Source organism: Enterobacter sp. CM29 (genome assembly GCF_013179605.1).
Taxonomy (GTDB): domain Bacteria; phylum Pseudomonadota; class Gammaproteobacteria; order Enterobacterales; family Enterobacteriaceae; genus Enterobacter; species Enterobacter intestinihominis.
This window is the reverse complement of sequence record NZ_JABMCU010000024.1, coordinates 1-21616: the sequence shown is the minus strand read 5'-3', so window position 1 is coordinate 21616 and position 21616 is coordinate 1. Positions and strand designations below refer to the sequence as shown.

Below are 21616 nucleotides of genomic sequence, written 5' to 3'. Positions count from 1 at the left end.
CCTGAATAAGCACATGCAGTTGACATTTTTAACGTTGATGTAACAATTTGTAGAGTGCGGGAATAACTAACATCGACAATAACGGTGCAGTAACCATGCCACCAATCATCGGTGCAGCAATACGTTGCATCACCTCCGAGCCACTCCCATTGCCCCACATGATGGGCAGCAGTCCCGCCATAATCGTGGCGACCGTCATCACCTTCGGACGCACGCGCAGCACGGCACCTTCGTGGATCGCCCGCAATAGCACCGTATTTCCCCCTTCTGGCTCAAGCCTGTGATATTTATCAAGCGCATGATTCAAATATAGAACCATAATTACGCCGAATTCTGCTGCCACCCCGGAAAGGGCGATAAAGCCAACGGCCCCCGCCACAGACAAATTATATTCAAGCAGCCATAATAACCACACCCCACCAATAAGCGCGAAAGGCAATGTCCCCATTATTATCAGGACATTTGATATCCGCCTGAAGGTTAACCATAAAAGGATGAATATAATCATCAGCGTGACAGGTAAGACTATTTTAAGCGTCGCGGTCGCCCGTTCCAGATATTCAAACTGCCCGGACCAGGAGAGAGATACGCCCTGCGGCAATACCACCTTCTCCTCCACCCGTTTTTGCATTTCATCTACGGCGGACTTCAGATCGCGCCCGCGTAAGTCCACGTAGATCCAGCTGGAAAGGCGCGCGTTTTCACTTTTTAGCATCGGTGGGCCTTCCGTCACGACGATATCGGCCAGTTCCCCCAGCGCCACCTGGCTACCGCTGGCGGTTACTACCGGCAACACCCGCAACGTGTCGACGTTATCACGCAAATCGCGGGGATAACGCAGGTTGATGGGGTACCGCTCGCGTCCCTGGATCACCTCACCAATGTTATCGCCCCCGACCAGCGTGGAGACCAGGCTTTGCAGTTCATCGACGGAAACGCCGTAGCGCGCGGCTTTTTGCCGGTCGATACGAATATCCACGTAGCGCCCGCCCTCCAGTCGCTCCGCCAGCGCCGAGGAGACGCCAGGAACGTCCTTCACCACCTGCTCAATCTGCCGGGCCACGCGCTCAATGTCGGCAATATTATTGCCGTTCACCTTAATGCCGACCGGGCTTTTGATCCCGGTTGCCAGCATGTCCAGACGGTTACGGACAGGGGGCACCCACACATTGGCAATGCCCGGCAGCGACACGGTTTTATCGAGCTCCTCCACCAGCTTTTGCGGCGTCATTCCAGGCCGCCACTGCTCGCGGGGCTTAAAGTGGATAGTTGTTTCCAGCATGGTTAATGGCGCGGGATCGGTTGCCGACTCCGCCCGACCAGCTTTGCCAAACACGCTCGCCACCTCCGGTACGCTTTTGATCAAGCGGTCCGTCTGCTGAAGCAGCCGCGATGCCTCGCGAGCAGAGATCCCCGGCAGCGTGGAGGGCATATAGAGTAAATCCCCTTCATCCAGCGGCGGCATAAACTCACTCCCCAGGCGGCTCAGCGGCCAGAGCGTGGCGATCAGCAGCAGACATGCCAGTGCCAGGGTCGTTTTCGGGAAGGTCAGTACCTTATCAAGCAGCGGCTCATACAGGCGGATCAGGAGGCGGTTTATCGGGTTTGCCTTCTCATCCGGGATTTTCCCGCGAATAAAGAAGCCCATTAGCACCGGCACCAGAGTGATCCCAAGCCCGGCGGCCACGGCCATCGACCAGGTTTTGGTGAACGCCAGCGGCGAGAACATTCGCCCCTCCTGCGCTTCCAGCGAAAATACCGGTATAAATGACAGCGTGATGATTAACAGGCTGCAAAACAGCGCCGGTCCCACTTCAACCGCCGCCTTTTCCGCCAGACGCCAGTACTCTCCCGACGCAGGCTCCTTGCCCGGATTATCATGCCGCCACTGCTCCAGCACCTTGTGCATGTTTTCAATCATGACAATTGCCGCATCCACCATCGCTCCGATGGCAATGGCGATCCCGCCGAGCGACATCATATTCGCGTTAATGCCCTGATAGTGCATCACCACAAAAGCCCCGAGGATCCCCAGCGGCAGAGAAACCATCGCCACCAGCGCGGAACGCAGGTGGAACAGGAACAGCGCGCACACCAGTACCACCACGGCAAACTCTTCGAGCAGCTTGTGCGTCAGCGTTTTGACCGACTCCTCAATCAGCATGGAGCGATCGTAGACCGGAACAATCTCGACGCCCTGCGGCAGCGTTTTTTGCAGCTCGCTCAGTTTCGCTTTTACCGCGCGAAGGGTTTCCAGCGCGTTCTGCCCGTAGCGCATCACGATTACGCCGCCAGCAACCTCCCCTTCACCGTTAAGCTCCGCCACGCCCCGGCGGATCTCCGGGCCAATGCCAATGGTGGCGACATCTTTCAGCAGGACAGGTACGCCATCGCGGGTGGCGATCACCACATTGCGAAAATCCTCCAGCGAGCGCAAATAGCCCGTTGTCCGCACCATATACTCCGCTTCGCCCATCTCCAGCAGGGCGCCGCCGCTCTCTTTATTGGCGGCCTGCACCGCGCCGGATAGCTGGCTGTGGGTAATATTCAGCGCGCGCATTTTCGCCGGGTCCGCCACGATCTGATACTGACGCACCATTCCGCCAATGCTTGCCACTTCAGATACATTCGGTACCGTCTTAAGCTCGAACTTAAGCGTCCAGTCCTGAAGGGCCCGCAGATCTGCCAGGCTGTGTTTTCCACTAGGGTCGATCAGCGCATATTCGTAGATCCAGCCCACGCCCGTCGCATCCGGCCCCAGCGACACCTTCACGCCCGGCGGAAACTGCGCCTGTACCTGGCTTAAATATTCCAGCACCCGGGATCGCGCCCAGTAGAGATCGGTGCCATCCTCAAACAGCACATACACATAAGCGTCACCAAACATTGAAAAACCGCGCACGGTTTTGGCGCCCGGCACAGACAACATGGAGGTTGTCAGCGGCCAGGTCACCTGATCTTCAATCACCTGCGGCGCTTTCCCGGGGTAACTCGCTTTGATAATGACCTGCACATCAGACAGATCGGGCAACGCGTCCAGCGGCGCGCGCTGCACCGCCCACCAGCCCCAGCTGGCCATCATCAGCGCGGCCAGTATCACCAGCAGGCGGTTACGCAACGAGGCGCGAATCACAGCGGCAATCATGGCGTCACCTCCGGCATCACGCTACGCAGGCTGGCTTCGGAATCAATCAGGAATTGCCCGGACGTCACCACCTTATCGCCCTCTTTGACCCCGGACAGGATCGCCGTCCAGCCCTGCGCCGTCAGGCCGGTTTTCACCGTCACAGGCTGGAAATAACCGTCCCCGGTAGCCAGCAGCAGACGCGCAGACTCTCCGCTGTTAATCACCGCCTCTTCCGGCACCGCCAGCACCGGCGGGCCTTTCAGCTCTTCCGCACGCCTGACGGAGAGGTACATGCCCGGCTTCAGCTTATGTGCGGAATTTTCCAGCACGATACGGGCTTTCAGGGTTCGCGTGGCCGCCTCCATCTGCGGCAGCAATTCGCTGACCGTGCCGTGGAACTGCTCCCCCGGCCAGCTTTCTGAGGTTGCTACCACCTTGCTGCCCACCGCCAGAGACTGCGCCTGCGTTTGCGGGTAGTCGACCACCAGCCAGACCGGATCGAGGCTGGCGATCTCAAACAGCGGCGCCGTTGCGGTGATTTGCGCCCCTTCCCGTACGTCCAGCTTCACCACATAGCCCGCCCGGTCGGTGCGCAGAATGAGCGTGGTCTGCGGCTTACCGCTACGCTCCAGCAAACGAATGACCTCTTCTGGCATAAACTGCAACGCCAGCCGCTCGCGAGCGGCGCGGGTCAATGCGGCATCGCCAAGCTGACGAACCGCGAGATACTCCTGCTGGGCGGCGGTCCACTGCGGGATCCACAGTTGCGCCAGCGCCTCTCCGGCTTTTACCTGCTGCTGCGGCGCATTAACAAACAATTTTGACACCACGCCATTGGCCGGGGCTGACAACACCGAGACGTTACGTTCATACGTTGCAACCGTGGCAAAGGCCGAGAACGGCGAAACCAGCTGGCGCATCTCAACGTTGGCGGTTTTCATCCCCAGGTTTTGCTGCTGTTGAGTGCTGATGGCCACGCCTGACGCCGCCTGCGCTTCATCGGCGTAGCGTGGGACCAGATCCATATCCATAAAAGGGGATTTACCCGGCTTATCGAAGCGCTGACCGGGCACCATGGGGTCGTACCAGTAAAGCACCTTGCGTTCTGAAGGTTGTGAAGCCGCATCCGGCTGATGCGTCTGCTTCTGTCCGACAAAATAGCCGCCAACGGCAGCTATCGTGATGGCAATCGCCATTAACGTTGTTTTTTTCATTGCGCCAGCTCCTGCGGGATCAGCCAGTTCACGGCAGCCCAGGTTCGCGCCATTTCGCGCTCCGCCTGGTTCACCGCCAGTTCCGTATCCAGTACGCCACGACGCGCCTCCAGCAGGGCCGGAAGCGCCGACTGTCCAGAACGATATTGCGCCGTCAGCACCGCCAGCCGTTGTCGCTGCAACGGTAATACCTCGTCCCGCTGACGCTGCCACACCGTTTGCGCAGCCTGATACTGCGCCACCAGCGTTTGCACCTGGGCAATGTGTTCGCGTTTGAGCAGCGTCAGTTGATCCACCGCCTGCATTGAGCGGGAAACATCGGCGGCGTAATCCTTGTCCTGACGTTTTGACTGGAACAAAGGCAGATCCACGCTGAACATCACGCCAGCCATATCGTCATAGCCTTCGGCGCGGTGGGCGTAATAGACCTCCACATCCACATCGGGTATCGCTGCCACGGCAGATTGCGCTGAACGCGCTTTCGCGGTCTCTGCTTCACGTCGCGCGGCCTCCACTTCCGGGTGTCTGGCAATCCCCTCCTGCAACGTTTTTTCATCGGCAGGAAGGCGCTGATAGCGCGGCAGCGGACCGCTAACCGCCGTAATAGCGTGCCCTGTTAGCTCCAGCAGACGGCTTTGCGCCAGCTGCACATCCCGCTGCGCCAGCGTCTCTTTGTCGCGCATGGCGCTGAGGATCATTTGCAGGGCCAGTACGCTGTCCGGCGTTGCGCCTCCCGCCCCGACGCTCGCCTTCTGCACGCCCCGCTGGCGTTCCGTTTCACGGACCAGCGTTCTGGCCGTTTTCAGCGCCTGCTGTGCCAGCGCCAGATCCAGCCAGGCCTGGGCGGTATCACGCTGAAGCGCGGCACGTACGGCCTCGGATTTTGCCAGCACGCTTCGCGCCTGCGCCTGAAAAGTCTGTGCTTTACGTTCCCGCTTCTCCGAGCTGACGTAGCTTTGCATGATGCCAACCTTCTGCATGGTCATCCCTTCGCGCGTAAGCCGCCGATCGTTGCTGCCCTGTACCGGCACGTTTTCAATACCGAATTTCAGTTTTGGATCAGGTAATTGCGTGGCGGAATCCGCCATCGCATCCAGCGCCTGCGCTTCGTTACGGCTGGCGGAGAGTTCTGCCGAGTAGCGCTGGGCTTCGGTCAGGGTGTGTTCGAGCGTCCACGGCTCCGCCTGCGCGGCGGAGGTTAACAGGCCGAACAACACCCCACCGAGCCACAGGCTCAGTGTGTGTTGTTTCATGGTGACCTCGCTTAGCGCGCTGGCGTCAGCGAGATAATCTGGAAACCGTCACCCGCACGCTCAAGCGTGAAGGTCACCTCATCCCCCGGTTTGGCGCCATTCAGCGTGGCACCCGAAGATAAAGTAAACGGCATGGTCATCGCTGGCCATTTTAGTTCCGGTATGGCCTCGTGACGGAGCATGACGGCATTGTCAGAGATTGACTGAACCACGCCGCGGCCCTGCCAGGTCTGGTTTGCCTGAACGGTATAAGAAGCGAAAGAGATGGACGCGCCAACCAGCGCGGAAAGGAATAGGGTACGCATGATAAAACTCCTGTTAAACGTTAAGTAAATAAAATCAACGAATTAACAGGTTTTTACTCCCGAAACCGGCAATAGCGGATCGTTGCCGGCGGCCCCACAGCAGGAGGTGTAACAGACCACGCAGAATGGCTTGCAGATGAACACTCTGGCGTCGTTAAGGTCAGCGTCATGGCGGCAGGCAGCGCCACCAGATGCGGCTGGGCAGGATCTTTTTGTACCTGATCCGGCACACAATGTTTTTCACACAGCGGTGAAGCACCGGCAGCATAATGCGGCCCCGGTTCCGCCATCATATCCATATGCTGGATGGTGGCCACCTCACCGCGCAAATCTATTGAACATTGATGGGAGGCGACGGCCACCTGACTCTGGATTAACAGCCAGCCAAACGCCAGCAAAAACATCAGCAGATGTTTTTTGATAAAGCGCAGGCGATACGTCCAGCTGGCGTGCATATTCAGATCGTCGGATAGGGTAAAAGTGAACCGAGTATAAGCAGGCAAAAGAATGAAAGAGAAGTGGTTTTAAAGAGATTTACGTTTTTAAATCGATTGTCGGCAAGTAATACTCAAAACCTTAACACTTCACCATCAATTTAATGACATATAATATCTATTCATCAGGTCAATAACGTCTTAATATAAATGACGCAGGGTTAGCAAAAATATCGTCATCATTGCCTTTAGTAGTCTCTTTCTTGATTTTAATCAGCAAGGACTGGCCATTTATTCGGCACATTTCAGGCTTCTTTTTTATTGATTATTTGTCTCTCGGGCAGCAAGGATACAGGGGAAATCATGCTTACTTTTCTCGAACTCCTCATTGGAGTCGTGGTCATTGTCGGTGTAGCACGCTACATCATTAAAGGTTACTCAGCCACCGGCGTGCTATTTGTCGGCGGCCTGACGCTGCTGATCATTAGCGCGCTAATGGGTCATCAGGTTTTACCCGCCAGCGAAGCCAGCACCGGATATACCGCTACCGATATTGTGGAATATATAAAAATTCTGCTAATGAGCCGCGGCGGCGACCTGGGCATGATGATCATGATGCTCTGCGGATTTGCTGCCTATATGACCCATATCGGTGCGAATGATATGGTGGTGAAGCTGGCTTCTAAGCCGCTGCAATATATTAACTCCCCCTATCTGCTGATGGTCGCGGCTTATTTCCTGGCCTGTCTGATGTCATTAGCCGTTTCCTCAGCAACGGGCCTTGGCGTGCTGTTAATGGCGACGTTATTCCCGGTAATGGTTAACGTCGGGATCAGCCGTGGCGCAGCGGCGGCTATTTGCGCCTCTCCGGCGGCGATTATTCTCTCCCCTACTTCCGGTGACGTGGTGCTGGCCGCGAAAGCCGCGGAAATGTCGCTGATTGACTTCGCCTTCAAAACCACACTGCCAATCTCCATCACCGCTATTCTCGGCATGGGCGTGGCGCATTTCTTCTGGCAACGCTACCTCGATAAGAAAGAGAACGTCAGCCATGAGATGATGGACGTCAGTGAAATCACCACTACCGCCCCGGCGTTTTATTCCATCCTGCCCTTCACGCCGATTATTGGCGTGCTTATTTTTGACGGCAAATGGGGCCCTCAGCTGCACATCATCACTATCCTGGTGATCTGTATGCTGCTGGCGGCCATCCTGGAATTTGTTCGTGGCTTTAATACCCAGAAGGTGTTCACGGGTCTTGAAGTCGCCTTCCGCGGCATGGCGGATGCCTTCGCGGGCGTGGTGATGCTGCTGGTTGCCGCAGGGGTGTTTGCTCAGGGGCTGAGCACAATCGGCTTTATCCAGAGCCTGATCTCTATCGCCACCTCGTTCGGCTCGGCCAGCATTATCCTGATGCTGGTGCTGGTGGTACTGACCATGCTGGCGGCGATGACTACCGGCTCCGGTAACGCGCCGTTCTATGCGTTTGTTGAGATGATCCCTAAGCTGGCACACTCCTCCGGCATCAACCCGGCTTACCTGTCCATTCCGATGCTCCAGGCCTCCAACCTGGGTCGTACCATTTCTCCGGTATCGGGCGTGGTGGTTGCGGTGGCGGGGATGGCAAAAATCTCTCCGTTTGAAGTGGTAAAACGCACGTCAGTGCCGGTGCTGGTTGGCCTGATTATCGTTATTATCGCCACCGAAGTGCTGGTTCCCGGCGCTGCCTAAGCGAAATTCCTGCTTTCCAAAAAGCGCCTGCGGGCGCTTTTTGTGCTTTAATAACCTCCAGAAATTAATCGCGCCCAACCAATCAGGAAAGCAAATGTTCAGGAAGGATATCGTTATCCCGTCTGGCGCAGTAGCGCTTGCACTCTGTGTCTTCTCAATTCAGGCAGATCCGCTTAAGCCAACCCAGTATGGCGATTTCGATCGCTACGTTCTGGCGCTTTCCTGGCAAACGGGATTTTGCCAGAGTATGGTCGAACGCAACCGTGACGAACCGGAAGAGTGTCGCCTGCAAAAAGAGAGCAGCAACAAAACCGATTTTCTGACCGTCCACGGCTTATGGCCAGCGCTGCCGAAATCTATTGCCGCTCGCGGAGTGGATGAACGCCGCTGGATGCGCTTCGGCTGTGCCACTCGTCCGGTTCCGAATATGCCGGAAGCAAAAGCCAGCCGCAAATGTGACGCCGCAGAGACCGGACTATCGCTAACGGGCGCGGCGAAGCTGAACAGCGTGATGCCCGGCGCGGGCGGCAACTCCTGCCTTGAACGTTATGAATACGCGAAACACGGCGTCTGCTTTGGTTTTGATCCCGACGCTTACTTCGGCACCATGGTGCGCATGAACCAGGAAGTGAAAAATAGTGCGGTTGGGGAATTTCTGGCGGAAAACTATGGCAAGACCGTCCGCCGTAGCGATTTTGATGCAGCCGTGGCCAAAAGCTGGGGGAAACAGAACGTAAAAGCGTTCAAGCTTACCTGCCATGGCAATCCGGCTTATCTGACCGAGATGCAGATCTCGCTAAAATCCAGCACCATTAACAACTCGCTCTCAGCCAGCACCTTTGCGCCACAGCCGCATCCGGGCAACTGCGGCAAACAGTTTGTTATCGATAAAGCTGGTTACTGATTGTTCCTGCGCGCATCCGGGCGTACCAGATCGAAGCGATGGCTGTCGCTGATGCCGTAGTAGGCGGACGGTCCACCCGCACGCAGAATGGGCTGCGCTTTCGCGGTCTGGTAAATCCCCTCTTCCAGCAAACTCTCAGCGATATGGACGCCCACCACTTCGCCGAGCACCAGCCAGGTATCAATCGGTGTCCCATCCGCGCCGGTCAACTGAATGCACTGTGACAATCGACACTCGAAATTCACCGGGCTTTCCGCCACGCGCGGCGAGCTCACAAGCTGGCTGGCTACGGGCGTCAGGCCGGCAAAGGTAAATTCATCCTCGCCATGAGGGAGTGTGGCGGAGGTTTCATTCATCGCCTCAGCCAGATCGCGCGTTGCGAGGTTCCAGACAAACTCTTCCGTTTCGGTAATATTCCGCACGCTATCCTTCCAGCCGTTGCTGGAAAAACCAATGATCGGTGGGCGATAGTTAAAGCAGTTAAAGAAGCTGTACGGGGCAAGGTTCAGTTGACCGGCCTTATCACAGGATGAAATCCAGCCAATCGGACGTGGACCGATAATGGCGTTCAGCGGGTCGTGCGGCAGACCGTGCCCCTGAGACGGTTGGTAAAAGTACATATCGCTCTCTCTACGCTGGGGCTGCAACGCGCATTGCCCGGTTTAAGTTTTACCAGCGTAACGAAATTTCAGTTCAGCGTGAATCGGGATGCCGGGTTTATCGCCAAAAATTCATATGGCGCACGAATGTGACCTTCATCACTTCAAACTTAGGGTTTCAGACAGTATCATCAGATAAGTTAAACCCTCGCTGCCAGACGGCGAGGGTTTTCTTTTGGATTGGTTTCTGCGTTACACGCAGCATTAACGACATGGAGTAAAAATGTCCAGACCTACGATTATCATCAATGAACTCGACGCAGAACGTATTGACCGACTGTTGGAGAAACCAGAATTCGCCTCGCTGCCGGTTGCCGATGCGCTGAACGAAGAGCTAGACCGGGCGCAAATGTGTACGCCTGAGACCATGCCGCATGATGTGGTCACCATGAACAGCCAGGTGAAGTTCCGCAACCTGACCACCGGGGAGGAACTCACCCGTACGCTGGTCTATCCGGCGCAGATGACCGACAGCAGCATGCAGCTTTCGGTGCTGGCACCCGTGGGCGCGGCGCTGCTTGGACTGCGCACGGGCGATACTATCCACTGGGAACTCCCGGGCGGCGCCTCAGCCCATCTGGAAGTGCTTGAGCTGCTCTACCAGCCCGAAGCCGCTGGCGATTACCTGCGTTAATCCCTTCTGAACAAGCGACCCCGCTTTGCACAGAGGATGCACCTGCATCCTCTTTCCGCAAATTCACCCGATTGTGTTATATCGGACAAAAACCGCTTAATCCATGTTTACTCTGTCGTAGTGCCGTGGGGACGAAACCTCACACAACGCCGCCGGGGAAGGCATTCACCAGTCCCTTCACTTTCTGCTGCGCAGCCTCCGGGGTGTCTGCGCCAGGCACCAGGATCACCTTGCGGCACTCCTCCTCCCGTTTTTCGAAGATCTTATAGGCGCGCTCCGCATCAGCCAGCGGAAGATAGTGGGTCACAATATCTTCCGGTGTAAGCAACCCTTTTTCGATAAGCGGCAGCAGCTCTCCCAGCCAGGCGTGGACGTGCGTCTGCCCCATCTTAAAGCTCAGCCCTTTATCGAAGGCATCGCCAAACAGGAAGCCATGGATAAAACCGGCGTACACGCCCGGCACGCTGACCACGCCGCCGCGTCGCACCGCAGCAATGCACTGGCGCAGGGCTTTGCCGCTGCTGCCTTCAATTTTCAGGTTACTGAGGATCGTTTCCGTCGTGCTGCCTTTGGCCTCAAACCCGACGGCATCAATCACCGCATCCACCCCGCGCTGCCCGGCCGTTTGCTCAATGATTTTCTCCGCCGCGTCGTTATCGTCATCAAAGTTAATCGGGATCGCGCCGTAGCGCTCCTGGGCAAACCGCAGTCGATAGGGATGATGGTCAACCACAAAAATCTGCTCTGCGCCGAGAAGCCGCGCGCAGGCAATGGTCAGTAACCCCACCGGCCCGGCCCCGAATACGGCGACGCTGGAGCCTTTCTGGATCTGCGCATTTTTCGCCGCCTGCCAGGCGGTAGGCAGAATATCTGACAGGAAAAGCGCTTTGTCGTCTGACAGCAGCTGAGGCACTTTAAACGGCCCTACGTTGCCTTTCGGCACGCGCACATACTCCGCCTGTCCGCCCGGCACGCCGCCGTAAAGATGGCTGTAGCCAAACAGCGCGGCAGGGGCGGGAATTTGCTTTTTGTTCAGCGCCGCGCCCTGCCCGCGGTTCGTGTTTTCGCAGGCCGCGTACTGTTGCATCTGGCAAAAGAAACAGTCACCGCAGGCAATCACAAACGGGATCACCACCCGGTCACCTTTCTGCACGTTCTTCACTTCGCTCCCGCACTCCACCACCTCGCCCATAAATTCATGACCAAAGATATCGCCGTGCTGGACCTTGGGAATTTTTCCGCGATAAAGATGCAAATCGGAACCACAGATCGCCGTGGCTGTTACGCGCAGGATGATATCGTCAGGCTGTTCGATGCCCGGATCGGGGACATTATCGACCCGAACATGATGTGGACCGTGATAGGTGAGAGCTTTCATGCAACCTCCGAAAGGGTGTGGGTAAGCTTATAAAAGGGTAGCTACCTCTCGGGATCTGCCCCGGAATCCGGCTGTTTTGAGATTTATCCTGGCGAGATAAAAAAGTGCTGTCGAGATTACAGAAACCTTTTATATTTTGTGGTTGAATGATTTCAGCGTTTATAAACAAGGAGAAACGGTTATGTATCAAACAATCATTATGCCGGTTGATGTTTTCGAAATGGAACTGAGTGATAAGGCTGTACGTCACGCGGAATTTCTCGCGCAGCAGGACGGAGTTATTCATCTTCTGCATGTTTTACCGGGCTCTGCCAGCCTGAGCCTGCATCGTTTCGCTGCTGATGTGCGTCGTTTTGAAGAGCATTTACAGCATGAAGCCGAGACGCGCCTGCAAACCATGGTCGGGCACTTCAGCATCGATCCTTCCCGCATAAAAACCCACGTCCGGTTCGGTAGCGTGCGCGACGCCGTTAATGAACTGGCCGCGGAGCTGAACGCAGACGTGGTGGTGATTGGTTCGCGCAACCCGTCTATTACCACGCACCTGCTGGGGTCGAACGCCTCCAGCGTGATCCGCCACACCCACATTCCGGTGATGGTCGTCAGATAAAAAAAGAGGCCACCTTTTGGTGGCCTCTTGTATTGCAGGTGTCGTCTTGCTTTCTTTTATTATGCAGTTTTGGTGCGGATCAGGTAATCAAACGAGCTCAGCGACGCTTTCGCACCTTCACCGGTAGCGATGATGATCTGCTTGTACGGCACGGTGGTGCAGTCGCCCGCCGCAAATACGCCCTTCACGCTGGTTTCGCATTTCGCATCGATGATGATCTCGCCCATGCGGTTGCGCTCGATTGCGCCTTCCAGCCAGGTGGTGTTTGGCAGCAGGCCAATCTGAACAAAGATCCCTGCCAGCGCTACGCTGTGGATATCGCCACTCACGCGGTCACGGTATTCCAGACCGGTCACTTTGCTGCCGTCGCCTTTCACTTCTGTCGTCTGGGCATTGAGCACAATGTCGACGTTATTCAGGCTACGTACTTTATCCTGTAACACCTGGTCCGCTTTCATCTCAGGGGCGAACTCCAGCAGGGTAACGTGTTCAACAATTCCCGCCAGATCGATAGCCGCTTCCACACCGGAGTTACCGCCGCCGATCACCGCTACGCGTTTACCTTTGAACAGCGGGCCGTCACAGTGCGGGCAATAGGTCACGCCTTTGGTGCGATACTGATCTTCGCCCGGCACGTTCATGTTGCGCCATTTCGCGCCAGTGGCAATGATCACGCTGCGCGCCTTCAGCACCGCGCCGGACGCCGTTTCAATCTGGTGCAAACCACCCTCGACCGCGGCCGGAACCAGTTTGCTGGCGCTTTGGCTGTCAATGACATCCACGTCGTAGTCGCTGACGTGCGCTTTCAACGCCCCGGCCAGCTTCTGGCCTTCGGTTTTCGGCACGGAAATGTAGTTTTCAATGTCTACGGTATCCAGAACCTGACCACCGAAACGCTCGCCCATCAGACCGGTACGGATCCCTTTACGTGCGGAGTAAACCGCTGCCGCCGCGCCCGCCGGGCCGGAGCCAACAATCAGCACGTCGTACGCATCACGTTGGTTCAACTCTTCCGCCGCACGTTTTTCTGCGCCGGTATCCACTTTGGCGACGATTTCGGTCAGCGTCATACGCCCCTGGCCGAACTCCTGACCATTCAGGTAAACCGCCGGAACGCCCATCACGTTGCGCTCGGTGATTTCGTTCTGGAACGTACCGCCGTCAATCGCCGTGTGCTTAATGCGTGGGTTGAGCACTGACATCAGGTTCAGCGCCTGCACCACGTCCGGGCAGTTGTGGCAGGAGAGCGAGTAATAGGTTTCAAACTCAAAATCACCGTCGATATCGCGGATCTGCTCCAGCAGCGCCTGCGCTTCTTTTGACGGATGACCACCGGTCCACAGCAGCGCCAGCACCAGGGACGTAAATTCGTGCCCCAGCGGAGAACCCGCGAAACGCGGCCCCTGGTCAGACCCTGGGTTGGCGATCAGGAAAGAAGGCTTACGGACTGCCAGCGTGTTGTCTTCTTTGAAGGTCACTTTCGGCGACAGCTCAGCAATCTCTGTCAGCAGCGCTTTGATTTCTGCCGATTTCACGCTGTCGTCCAGCGTGGCAATCAGCTCAACAGGTTTGGTCAGTTTCTCAAGGTAGGCCTTGAGCTGGGTTTTCATGTTAGTGTCGAGCATTATTCTTCCCTCTCTTAAAACGTCATCATGCAAGCCGCCTTATATGGGCTGCCTGAATGCAACTTGCATCATGGTGCTGGAATGAAATGGGCGCGGGTGCGCCCATTGATTGCCGGGTGGCACTTCGTTTACCCGGCCTACGATACTGTAGGCCTGTGCAAGCGTAGCGCCGCCAGGCTTTACAGACTTAGATCTTGCCGACCAGGTCCAGAGATGGCGCCAGCGTTGCTTCGCCTTCTTTCCATTTCGCCGGGCACACTTCGCCTGGGTGAGAAGCAACGTACTGAGCCGCCTTCACTTTGCGCAGCAGGTCAGATGCATCACGGCCGATACCTTCAGCGGTAACTTCGATAGCCTGGATAATGCCCTGCGGGTCAACAACGAAGGTCGCACGGTCAGCCAGGCCTTCATCTTCACGCATGTTGTCGAAGTTACGGGTCAGGGCGCCAGTCGGGTCGCCGATCATCGCGTATTTGATTTTCGCGATAGTTTCAGAGCTGCTGTGCCACGCTTTGTGGGTGAAGTGGGTATCGGTAGAAACAGAGTAAACGTCTACGCCCAGCTTTTGCAGTTCTTCGTAGTGGTCTGCAACGTCGCCCAGTTCGGTCGGGCAAACGAAGGTGAAGTCAGCCGGATAGAAGAAGAACACGCTCCAGCGGCCTTCGGTATCTTTCTCAGTAACTTCGATGAACTCACCGTTTTTGAACGCCTGGTTTTTGAAAGGTTTAATTTTGGTGTTAATCAAGGACATCTGTACTTCCTCCGTGTTTTCGTTGAGGTGTAAGGTAACCAACTTTGTTCATCGGGGCTAATGCGTATGCTTTATCAAATCAATCAGCCAAACCTTACAACAGCAACAAGACAGCAAGGTGAACCTTTTACAGGAAAGCCTGAAAGTAAAAAGGCCGCCTCAACGGGCGGCCCTGATACCTGAATTCCCCGCAGGTACATTCAGTGCCAGCCGAAGCTGGCGTTGCGTTGCGCTCTACATACCTTGTATCAAGGCCGTAACAGCGGTTTGATTACAGCACCCCTGCGCGCAATGAGCAATGCATAAGAGGGATAGTCCTGCCTATGGCTGTGATAGGCAGATTCGAACAGGTCATTGAAACATTATAAATTTAATTTCATTATGGGTTTCACGCTATATATAAACGCCATTTGTCATTCAAATAATTCAATCACACTTTAAAGATAAAATTATCTTAATAACTCTTGAAGATATGTTTCAATAATCCAAAGCCGTGATATATTAAGATCACTTAAATTTTAAATTAAGCGAGTTATTCACACGGATTGTAAAGGGTAACTACACTCTGTCGTACTCCATGGTGTGATAACGACAGCAAACTCAACTCACTCAGGACGAAACATGGCAAACCTCTACGACCTAAAAAAATTCGATCTCAATCTGTTAGTTATCTTCGAATGCATTTACCAACATCTCAGTATCAGTAGGGCTGCCGAGACGCTTTATATCACACCATCCGCCGTCAGCCAGTCGCTGCAACGCCTGCGCGGTCAGCTTGATGACCCCCTGTTTATCCGTTCAGGGAAGGGAATTACTCCCACCACGGTAGGTACCAACTTGCATCATCATCTGGAAAAAAATCTCAATCAGCTTGAGCAGACGATCAACATGATGCATCACTCGGACATCAAGAAAAAGTTCGTTATCTATTGCACTCAAATGGTGTCTCCTGGTTCGATGCTGGAACCGTTGAAGCTTTTAATATCTGAGGAAAATTATGAGATAGAACAAAGAGATATGCTTATTTCCTCCGAATCAGCGGAAGATTTGTTGGCCTATCGTAAAGCCGATCTCATCTTCTCTATCGCACCTATCCACAATCGCTCTGTGGTCTGCACCCACTTCACTACGGTGCCGATAGCCTTAATCTGTAGAGCAGACCACCCAAGGCTCGCTGACACAGCCACGGTGGACGCGCTATACCAGGAGAAATTCACTTTTTACCAGAGTGCTCATCCGGGTGTAAAAGAGTTCCAGAGTCGGGCCAATGACGCTTTTCCGGAAAGAAATATTGCTTTTCGCACCGACTCCCTTAGCTCTCTCATCTCTATGGTCAGTTCATCTGATTTGTTAGGCTATATCCCCGTGTCGATCTATGAAACATTTAAAGAATCTTTGAAATTAAAAAGGCTTGAGCCACCGTTTGCGCTGCCTGAATTAAAGATCTATATGCTCTACGGCCGTTCATCACTGAATAGCTCTGTTTTTTCAACATTCATTGAAAAAATGCATAAGCTCTGCGTTTCTCCGCCGTCTGCGTAAAATACATTTGCATGGTGAATATAATTAAAGCGAACCGAAAAAAATGACTCCGTGAAATTAAGGATAAATAATTCCATAATATCGTTTTGATTTTCCCAAGACATTTAACACGCAGGACGCGATTAATCATGTCGAACTATAAAATCCCTTTACAGGAAAATGTTTTAGACGCTACTGCGGAACGCATACACTGGACGCTTAACAATTTCCCCAGGGTATGCGTTTCCTTTTCCGGTGGAAAAGATTCTACCGTGATGCTGCATCTTGTTGCCCAGAAAGCACGGCAATTAAAGCGAAAAATAGACGTCATCTTTCTGGACTGGGAAGCGCAATTCTCGTCGACCATTCAGCATGTTGACGCTATGAAAACGCTCTATCGGGATGTTATCCACCAGTTCTGGTGGGTAGCGCTTCCGCTCACGACCCAGAACGCCCTGTCACAGTTTCAACCTGAATGGCAGTGCTGGGAACCCGGAACAAACTGGGTTCGCCAGCCACCAGAAGATGCCATTACCGATTATCACTATTTCGATTTTTATCAGCAGGGAATGACGTTTGAAGCCTTCGTGCGCGAGTTTGCCGAATGGTATGCGCAAAGACGTCCTGCCGCAGTCATGGTGGGGATCCGCGCCGATGAATCTTACAACCGCTTTCTGGCTATCGCGTCGGCGCGTAAGCAGCGCTTTTCTGACGATAAACCCTGGACGACCGTCGCCCCGGGTGGGCACGCCTGGTATATCTACCCACTGTACGACTGGAAAACCGCCGACATCTGGACGTGGTTCGCGAAATCAAAATGTTGCTATAACCCGTTATACGACCTGATGTACAAGGCGGGGGTGCCGCCGCGTTATATGCGCATCTGCGAACCGTTTGGTCCGGAACAGCGTCAGGGCTTATGGCTCTATCATGTCATTGAACCCGAACGCTGGGCGGCTATGTGTGAACGCGCCTGCGGCGTGCGAAGTGGAGGTATTTATGCCGGGCACGATAACCATTTTTATGGCCACCGGAAGATCCTGAAACCTGACCATCTCGGCTGGCGCGAATACGCCATGCTGCTACTCGACAGCATGCCGCAAAATACGGCGGAACATTACCGAAATAAAATCGCAATTTATCTCCACTGGTATCAAAAGCGAGGCCTGGAGGATATTCCCGATACGCAGGAGGGTGACATTGGCGCAAAAGATATCCCTTCCTGGCGACGCATTTGCAAGGTTTTACTCAACAATGACTACTGGTGCCGGGCTCTCTCATTTAGTCCAAACAAACCTAAACACTATCAACGCTACAGCGAAAGAGTGAAAGCTAAACGCAAGGAATGGGGGATTTTATGCAGCAGCAAATAATCAGAGAAATGCAGACGTACCTGCAGGCCCTTTCTGAAGAAGAGAAAATCGGCGCTATTAATGCCTTTCGCCAGGCATTACACGAAATCAGCCCTTTTAATAATCAACCCGTCGACTGCGTATTGTGGATAAAACAGACTGACATCACCGCCAATGACTACAACCCAAATAATGTCGCTCCGGCGGAGAAGCGGTTACTCAGCAAATCACTGGAGCTGGATGGATTCACACAACCTATCGTTGTGACGGAAAATGCGCCTGAGAGCTATGAAATTGTCGATGGATTCCATCGCCATGAGCTTGGCAGTCATCGGGCTATTCTGAAGCGTCAACTCAAAGGTTACCTCCCTGTTACCTGCCTGCGTAAAGCACGCCAGGAAAAGTTCGATCGCATGGCTACAACCATTCGTCACAACCGCGCGCGTGGACGCCACCAGATCAATGCCATGTCAGAAATCGTGCGAGAACTTGTGCTTATGGGCTGGAGTGAGCAGAAAATTGGCCTGGAGTTGGGTATGGACAGCGATGAAGTGCTGCGACTGAAGCAAATCAACGGTCTGCTGGAACTCTTCGCGGACCGTCGTTTTTCAGAAGCCTGGACGGTTGAATAGTCAGAGCGAATTTAAGCGCGCAGCCGCTGCCAGCAGCGTCGACTCCTGCTTCGCAAAGCAAAGACGAATCAGTTTATGCGGGAAGGGATCGGCGCAGAACACCGACAGCGGAATGGCCGCCACGCCCACCTCTTTCGTCAGCCACTGGCAAAAACTGACATCATCCAGATCGGAAATCGCGCTGTAGTCCGCCAGCAGGAAGTAGGTGCCTTCGCATGGCAGGATCTCCAGCCGACTCTCGCTCAACGCAGTCACAAACCGATCCCGCCGCGCACGGTAAAAAGCTGGCAGATCCCGGTAATGTTCAGGTTCAGCGCGCAGCATATCCGCCAGCGCCAGCTGGGCGGGTGTGTTTACGGCAAACGTCAAATACTGGTGCACTTTACGCAGCTCAGCGCTGATGGCGGCGGGCGCCACGCAGTACCCTACCTTCCAGCCGGTCATATGGTAGGTTTTCCCAAATGATGATACCGCGATTGCGCGCTCGCGAAGCTGCGGATGCGCCAGCACGCTGGCATGACCCTCCTCGGCAAAGCAGATGTGCTCATACACCTCGTCGCTCAGAACATAGATTTCACGTTCGGCGATGGCCTGCCACAGGGCGGCAAAATCGCTTTTCTGCCACACCGTCGCCGATGGGTTGTGTGGCGTATTCAGGATCACCAGCCGGGTTTTATCGCTCAGCAGCGCGGCAAACGCCTGCCAGTCCGGACGAAAATGCGGCGGCTGGAGCGCCACGCGTTTCACCACGCCACCGGCCAGTTCAATCGCCGGGGCGTAGCTATCGTAGCTCGGGTCAAAACAAATCACCTCATCGCCCGTACGCACCAGGGCGGTTATCGCCGCATACAGCGCTTCGGTCGCCCCTGCGGTTACCGTGATATCGCTGTTCGCGTCAGGCTTATGGCCGTATAACTCCGCCGTTTTATCCGCAATGGCTTCACGCAACGCCTGCACGCCGGTCATCGGCGCATACTGGTTGGCTCCCTGCGCAACGTGGTACGCCAGACGCTCCTGCAAATATTTCGGCCCGTCAAAATCCGGGAAACCTTGTGAGAGGTTAATGGCGTTGTGCTGCTGCGCCAGGGCGCTCATCTGCGTAAAAATCGTCGTGCCGAGATTCGGAAGTTTACTCTGCGGGATCAACGGGTTATTGCTCATTGTAGTGTGCCTGCCTGTAATACTTATGTTGCTGACACTATAACACGATGTTAGTCTTTGGCAATCAAGACGCTTAGACGTCTAAATGATATAAATATTCCTGACCGAGAGGGTAAAAGGAAATGACAGACAACCTGCAACTCACACACCTGGTCGAGGCCTGCCGCTGGATTGGCGCTAAAGGCTGGGCGCCCGCTACCGGCGGCAATATGTCCGTGCGTCAGGATGAACATCTGTGCTGGCTGAGCGAATCCGGAAAAGACAAAGGCAGCCTGACCACCGCCGATTTTCTACAGGTTGAAATCGCCACCAACCGTGCGCCTTCTGGCCGTAAACCGTCGGCAGAGACCGGGCTGCATACCCTCATCTATCGCCTGTTCCCGGAGGCTAACGCCGTCCTGCACGTTCACACCGTCAATGCCACGGTGCTGTCGCGGCTGGTCAACGAGACCGAGCTGAAGATCTCCGGCTTCGAGATGCAAAAATCCCTTACCGGGCAGACCACGCATCGGGATACGGTGGCCATCCCGGTGTTTGATAATGACCAGGACATCGACGCCCTCGCCTCTCGCATCGCCCATTACGCGCAGGAACGCCCGCTTAATTATGGTTTTCTTCTGCGCGGTCATGGCTTAACCTGCTGGGGACGCGACGTGGCCGAAGCCCGCCGTCATCTGGAAGGTTTAGAATTCTTATTTGAATGCGAAATGCGTTTACGACAATGGGAGAGAGTATGATTCGCGCGATTGTGACGGATATTGAAGGGACCACCAGCGATATCCGTTTTGTCCATGATGTTTTGTTCCCTTACGCGCGTGAGCGGCTGGCGGCCTTTGTGACCGCGCAGCAGTACGCCGAGCCGGTCAAATCGATTCTGGACAACCTGCGCGATGAAATCAGCACTCCGCATGCCAGCGTCAGCGATCTCATCAACGTGCTGTTTACCTTTATGGATGAAGACCGCAAATCGACGGCGCTCAAAGCCCTGCAAGGCATCATCTGGCAGGACGGTTACGTCAACGGTGACTTTACCGGCCATCTCTACCCTGATGTACTGCCCGCGCTGGAAAAATGGAAGGCACAAGGGATTGATCTCTATGTTTATTCCTCTGGCTCCGTCGCCGCGCAGAAACTGTTATTTGGCTACAGCGACGAAGGTGATATTACTCATCTGTTCAGCGGCTATTTTGATACCCGCATCGGCGCCAAGCGTGAGGTGCAGTCTTATCAAAATATTGCGGCGCAAACGGGCATCGCCCCGTCGCAGATCCTGTTCCTGTCGGATATTCATCAGGAGCTGGACGCGGCTGAACAGGCGGGTTTTCGCACCCTGCAACTGATACGCGGTGAAGATGACGGCGCAAGCCATCACCATCAGATCCACCAGTTTGACGAGATTAACCCGGAGCAGATCCCTTCATGAGCGCATTGACCATTTATTCCGATAAAGACGCCAGTCATCACCTGTGGCACAGCACCGACGCCGCCGAGATTGCCCAACAGCTCAACGCCAAAGGCGTGCGGTTTGAACGCTGGGCGGCAGACCGTGATTTAGGGCAGGATCCCGCGCCTGAAGCCGTGATTGAGGCGTATCAGCATGCAATCGACAAGCTGGTGGCAGAGAAAGGTTATCAGAGCTGGGACGTGATTAGCCTTCGCGCCGACAATCCGCAGAAAGAGGCGCTGCGCGCGAAGTTTCTCAACGAACACACTCACGGCGAAGACGAAGTGCGCTTTTTCGTGGAAGGGGCGGGACTATTCTGCCTGCACATCGGCGATGAGGTGTATCAGGTGCTGTGCGAGAAAAACGACCTGATTTCCGTACCTGCAGGCACGCCGCACTGGTTTGACATGGGTTCAGAGCCGAACTTTACCGCCATTCGTATTTTCGACAATCCGGAAGGCTGGGTTGCCCAGTTTACGGGCGATGCAATCGCGGATGCGTATCCAAGGCTGGCATGATCTTTTCTCCCTACCCCGCAAAGTAATGCGAGCACCGTGCTATCCCCTCGCCCCTCTGGGGAGAGGGTTAGGGTGAGGGGAACATACGGCTCAGGGGGTCAGTTCCATACTCAGGCATTAATTAAATACTGGCGATAATCCTCTGCACATCTGTGCCAACCAGCCTCGCCAGATACACAAACTCCACCACGTCCAACCTACGCTCACCGTTTTCCACTTTAGCAATAAACGATTGTGGTTTTCCCAGTGCCTCCGCAAGCTGCGCCTGAGTCATCCCCTTCTCTTTACGCGCTTTCTTCAACGCATTGATAACACGCTGGTATTCATCCGAGTAAACTGAAGCCATTGTTCCGATTCCATACA

Annotated in this window: 21 protein-coding genes; 10 read left to right on the top strand and 11 right to left on the bottom strand. The window is 54.8% G+C overall.

Annotation, left to right across the window (positions count from 1 at the left end):
- Positions 1-28: 28 nt before the first annotated feature.
- From HP459_RS05240 to HP459_RS05220, 5 genes are read right to left on the bottom strand one after another with little or no spacing between them, the layout of a single operon-like run.
- The gene (locus tag HP459_RS05240) at positions 29-3145 is read right to left on the bottom strand and encodes an efflux RND transporter permease subunit (protein WP_171935998.1); all 3117 of its coding nucleotides are present in this window, start codon (positions 3143-3145) and stop codon (positions 29-31) included.
- Positions 3142-4341, bottom strand: a complete 1200-nt coding sequence (locus HP459_RS05235; protein WP_171935997.1) for an efflux RND transporter periplasmic adaptor subunit — start codon at positions 4339-4341, stop codon at positions 3142-3144. Before HP459_RS05235 ends, HP459_RS05240 begins: the two co-directional genes overlap by 4 nt.
- A complete protein-coding gene (locus HP459_RS05230; protein WP_171935996.1) occupies positions 4338-5594 on the bottom strand; it encodes a TolC family protein in 1257 nt (418 codons plus the stop codon). Before HP459_RS05230 ends, HP459_RS05235 begins: the two co-directional genes overlap by 4 nt.
- A gap of 11 nt (positions 5595-5605) precedes the next feature.
- Entirely contained in the window at positions 5606-5899 is a 294-nt protein-coding gene (locus HP459_RS05225) for a copper-binding protein (RefSeq protein WP_046618907.1), read from the bottom strand.
- Positions 5900-5952: 53 nt separating this feature from the next.
- A complete protein-coding gene (locus HP459_RS05220) occupies positions 5953-6354 on the bottom strand; it encodes a hypothetical protein (RefSeq protein ID WP_171935995.1) in 402 nt (133 codons plus the stop codon).
- A 342-nt stretch (positions 6355-6696) separates the two neighbouring features.
- Here HP459_RS05220 and dcuC point away from each other — a divergent pair, with 342 nt between their 5' ends.
- Together dcuC and rna are read left to right on the top strand one after the other, a co-directional pair.
- Positions 6697-8064: an anaerobic C4-dicarboxylate transporter DcuC gene (gene dcuC, locus HP459_RS05215; RefSeq protein WP_017382481.1), complete on the top strand. Its 1368-nt coding sequence runs from the start codon at positions 6697-6699 to the stop codon at positions 8062-8064.
- A gap of 94 nt (positions 8065-8158) precedes the next feature.
- Positions 8159-8968 (top strand): ribonuclease I, encoded by an 810-nt coding sequence (gene rna, locus HP459_RS05210; RefSeq protein WP_032624674.1) that lies wholly within the window; start codon positions 8159-8161, stop codon positions 8966-8968.
- On the opposite strand, the gene HP459_RS05205 is transcribed toward rna, so the two are convergent.
- Positions 8962-9588, bottom strand: coding sequence for a flavin reductase family protein (locus tag HP459_RS05205; RefSeq protein ID WP_023299579.1), 627 nt, complete (start codon positions 9586-9588; stop codon positions 8962-8964). The two genes, rna and HP459_RS05205, sit on opposite strands and share 7 nt — an antisense overlap.
- A gap of 262 nt (positions 9589-9850) precedes the next feature.
- Here HP459_RS05205 and rnk point away from each other — a divergent pair, with 262 nt between their 5' ends.
- On the top strand, positions 9851-10261 hold the full coding sequence (gene rnk / locus HP459_RS05200; RefSeq protein WP_022647414.1) for a nucleoside diphosphate kinase regulator: 411 nt from the start codon (positions 9851-9853) through the stop codon (positions 10259-10261).
- Positions 10262-10400: 139 nt separating this feature from the next.
- Here rnk and HP459_RS05195 read toward each other — a convergent pair whose 3' ends face one another.
- On the bottom strand, positions 10401-11639 hold the full coding sequence (locus HP459_RS05195; RefSeq protein WP_015571156.1) for a zinc-dependent alcohol dehydrogenase: 1239 nt from the start codon (positions 11637-11639) through the stop codon (positions 10401-10403).
- Positions 11640-11820: 181 nt separating this feature from the next.
- Between HP459_RS05195 and uspG the strand changes: the two genes are divergently transcribed.
- The gene (gene uspG, locus HP459_RS05190; protein ID WP_022647413.1) at positions 11821-12249 is read left to right on the top strand and encodes a universal stress protein UspG; all 429 of its coding nucleotides are present in this window, start codon (positions 11821-11823) and stop codon (positions 12247-12249) included.
- Positions 12250-12308: 59 nt separating this feature from the next.
- Here uspG and ahpF read toward each other — a convergent pair whose 3' ends face one another.
- Positions 12309-13874, bottom strand: a complete 1566-nt coding sequence (gene ahpF / locus HP459_RS05185; RefSeq protein ID WP_171935994.1) for an alkyl hydroperoxide reductase subunit F — start codon at positions 13872-13874, stop codon at positions 12309-12311.
- Between the two features lie 187 nt (positions 13875-14061).
- The gene (ahpC, locus tag HP459_RS05180; protein ID WP_014882974.1) at positions 14062-14625 is read right to left on the bottom strand and encodes an alkyl hydroperoxide reductase subunit C; all 564 of its coding nucleotides are present in this window, start codon (positions 14623-14625) and stop codon (positions 14062-14064) included.
- A 621-nt stretch (positions 14626-15246) separates the two neighbouring features.
- Between ahpC and HP459_RS05175 the strand changes: the two genes are divergently transcribed.
- From HP459_RS05175 to HP459_RS05165, 3 genes are all read left to right on the top strand, one after another.
- Positions 15247-16167: a LysR family transcriptional regulator gene (locus HP459_RS05175; protein ID WP_022647411.1), complete on the top strand. Its 921-nt coding sequence runs from the start codon at positions 15247-15249 to the stop codon at positions 16165-16167.
- Between the two features lie 128 nt (positions 16168-16295).
- On the top strand, positions 16296-17519 hold the full coding sequence (locus HP459_RS05170) for a phosphoadenosine phosphosulfate reductase (protein WP_171935993.1): 1224 nt from the start codon (positions 16296-16298) through the stop codon (positions 17517-17519).
- Positions 17504-18130 carry a ParB/RepB/Spo0J family partition protein gene (locus tag HP459_RS05165; protein WP_032624678.1) on the top strand — a complete coding sequence of 209 codons (627 nt, stop codon included), beginning with the start codon at positions 17504-17506 and terminating at the stop codon, positions 18128-18130. Before HP459_RS05170 ends, HP459_RS05165 begins: the two co-directional genes overlap by 16 nt.
- On the opposite strand, the gene HP459_RS05160 is transcribed toward HP459_RS05165, so the two are convergent.
- Positions 18131-19291: a pyridoxal phosphate-dependent aminotransferase gene (locus tag HP459_RS05160; protein ID WP_032676370.1), complete on the bottom strand. Its 1161-nt coding sequence runs from the start codon at positions 19289-19291 to the stop codon at positions 18131-18133. It abuts the gene before it with no gap.
- Positions 19292-19413: 122 nt separating this feature from the next.
- Between HP459_RS05160 and HP459_RS05155 the strand changes: the two genes are divergently transcribed.
- Genes HP459_RS05155 through HP459_RS05145 form a run of 3 tightly spaced genes read left to right on the top strand, consistent with a single transcriptional unit; the run spans position 19414 to position 21253 of the window.
- Complete coding sequence (locus HP459_RS05155) at positions 19414-20028, top strand: methylthioribulose 1-phosphate dehydratase (RefSeq protein ID WP_022647407.1); 615 nt, start codon at positions 19414-19416, stop codon at positions 20026-20028.
- Positions 20025-20714 (top strand): acireductone synthase, encoded by a 690-nt coding sequence (gene mtnC / locus HP459_RS05150; RefSeq protein WP_022647406.1) that lies wholly within the window; start codon positions 20025-20027, stop codon positions 20712-20714. The genes HP459_RS05155 and mtnC overlap by 4 nt, the downstream gene beginning before the upstream one ends.
- A complete protein-coding gene (locus HP459_RS05145; RefSeq protein ID WP_058645960.1) occupies positions 20711-21253 on the top strand; it encodes an acireductone dioxygenase in 543 nt (180 codons plus the stop codon). The genes mtnC and HP459_RS05145 overlap by 4 nt, the downstream gene beginning before the upstream one ends.
- A gap of 121 nt (positions 21254-21374) precedes the next feature.
- Here HP459_RS05145 and HP459_RS05140 read toward each other — a convergent pair whose 3' ends face one another.
- Positions 21375-21599, bottom strand: coding sequence for a helix-turn-helix transcriptional regulator (locus tag HP459_RS05140; RefSeq protein WP_171935992.1), 225 nt, complete (start codon positions 21597-21599; stop codon positions 21375-21377).
- Positions 21600-21616 lie beyond the last annotated feature (17 nt).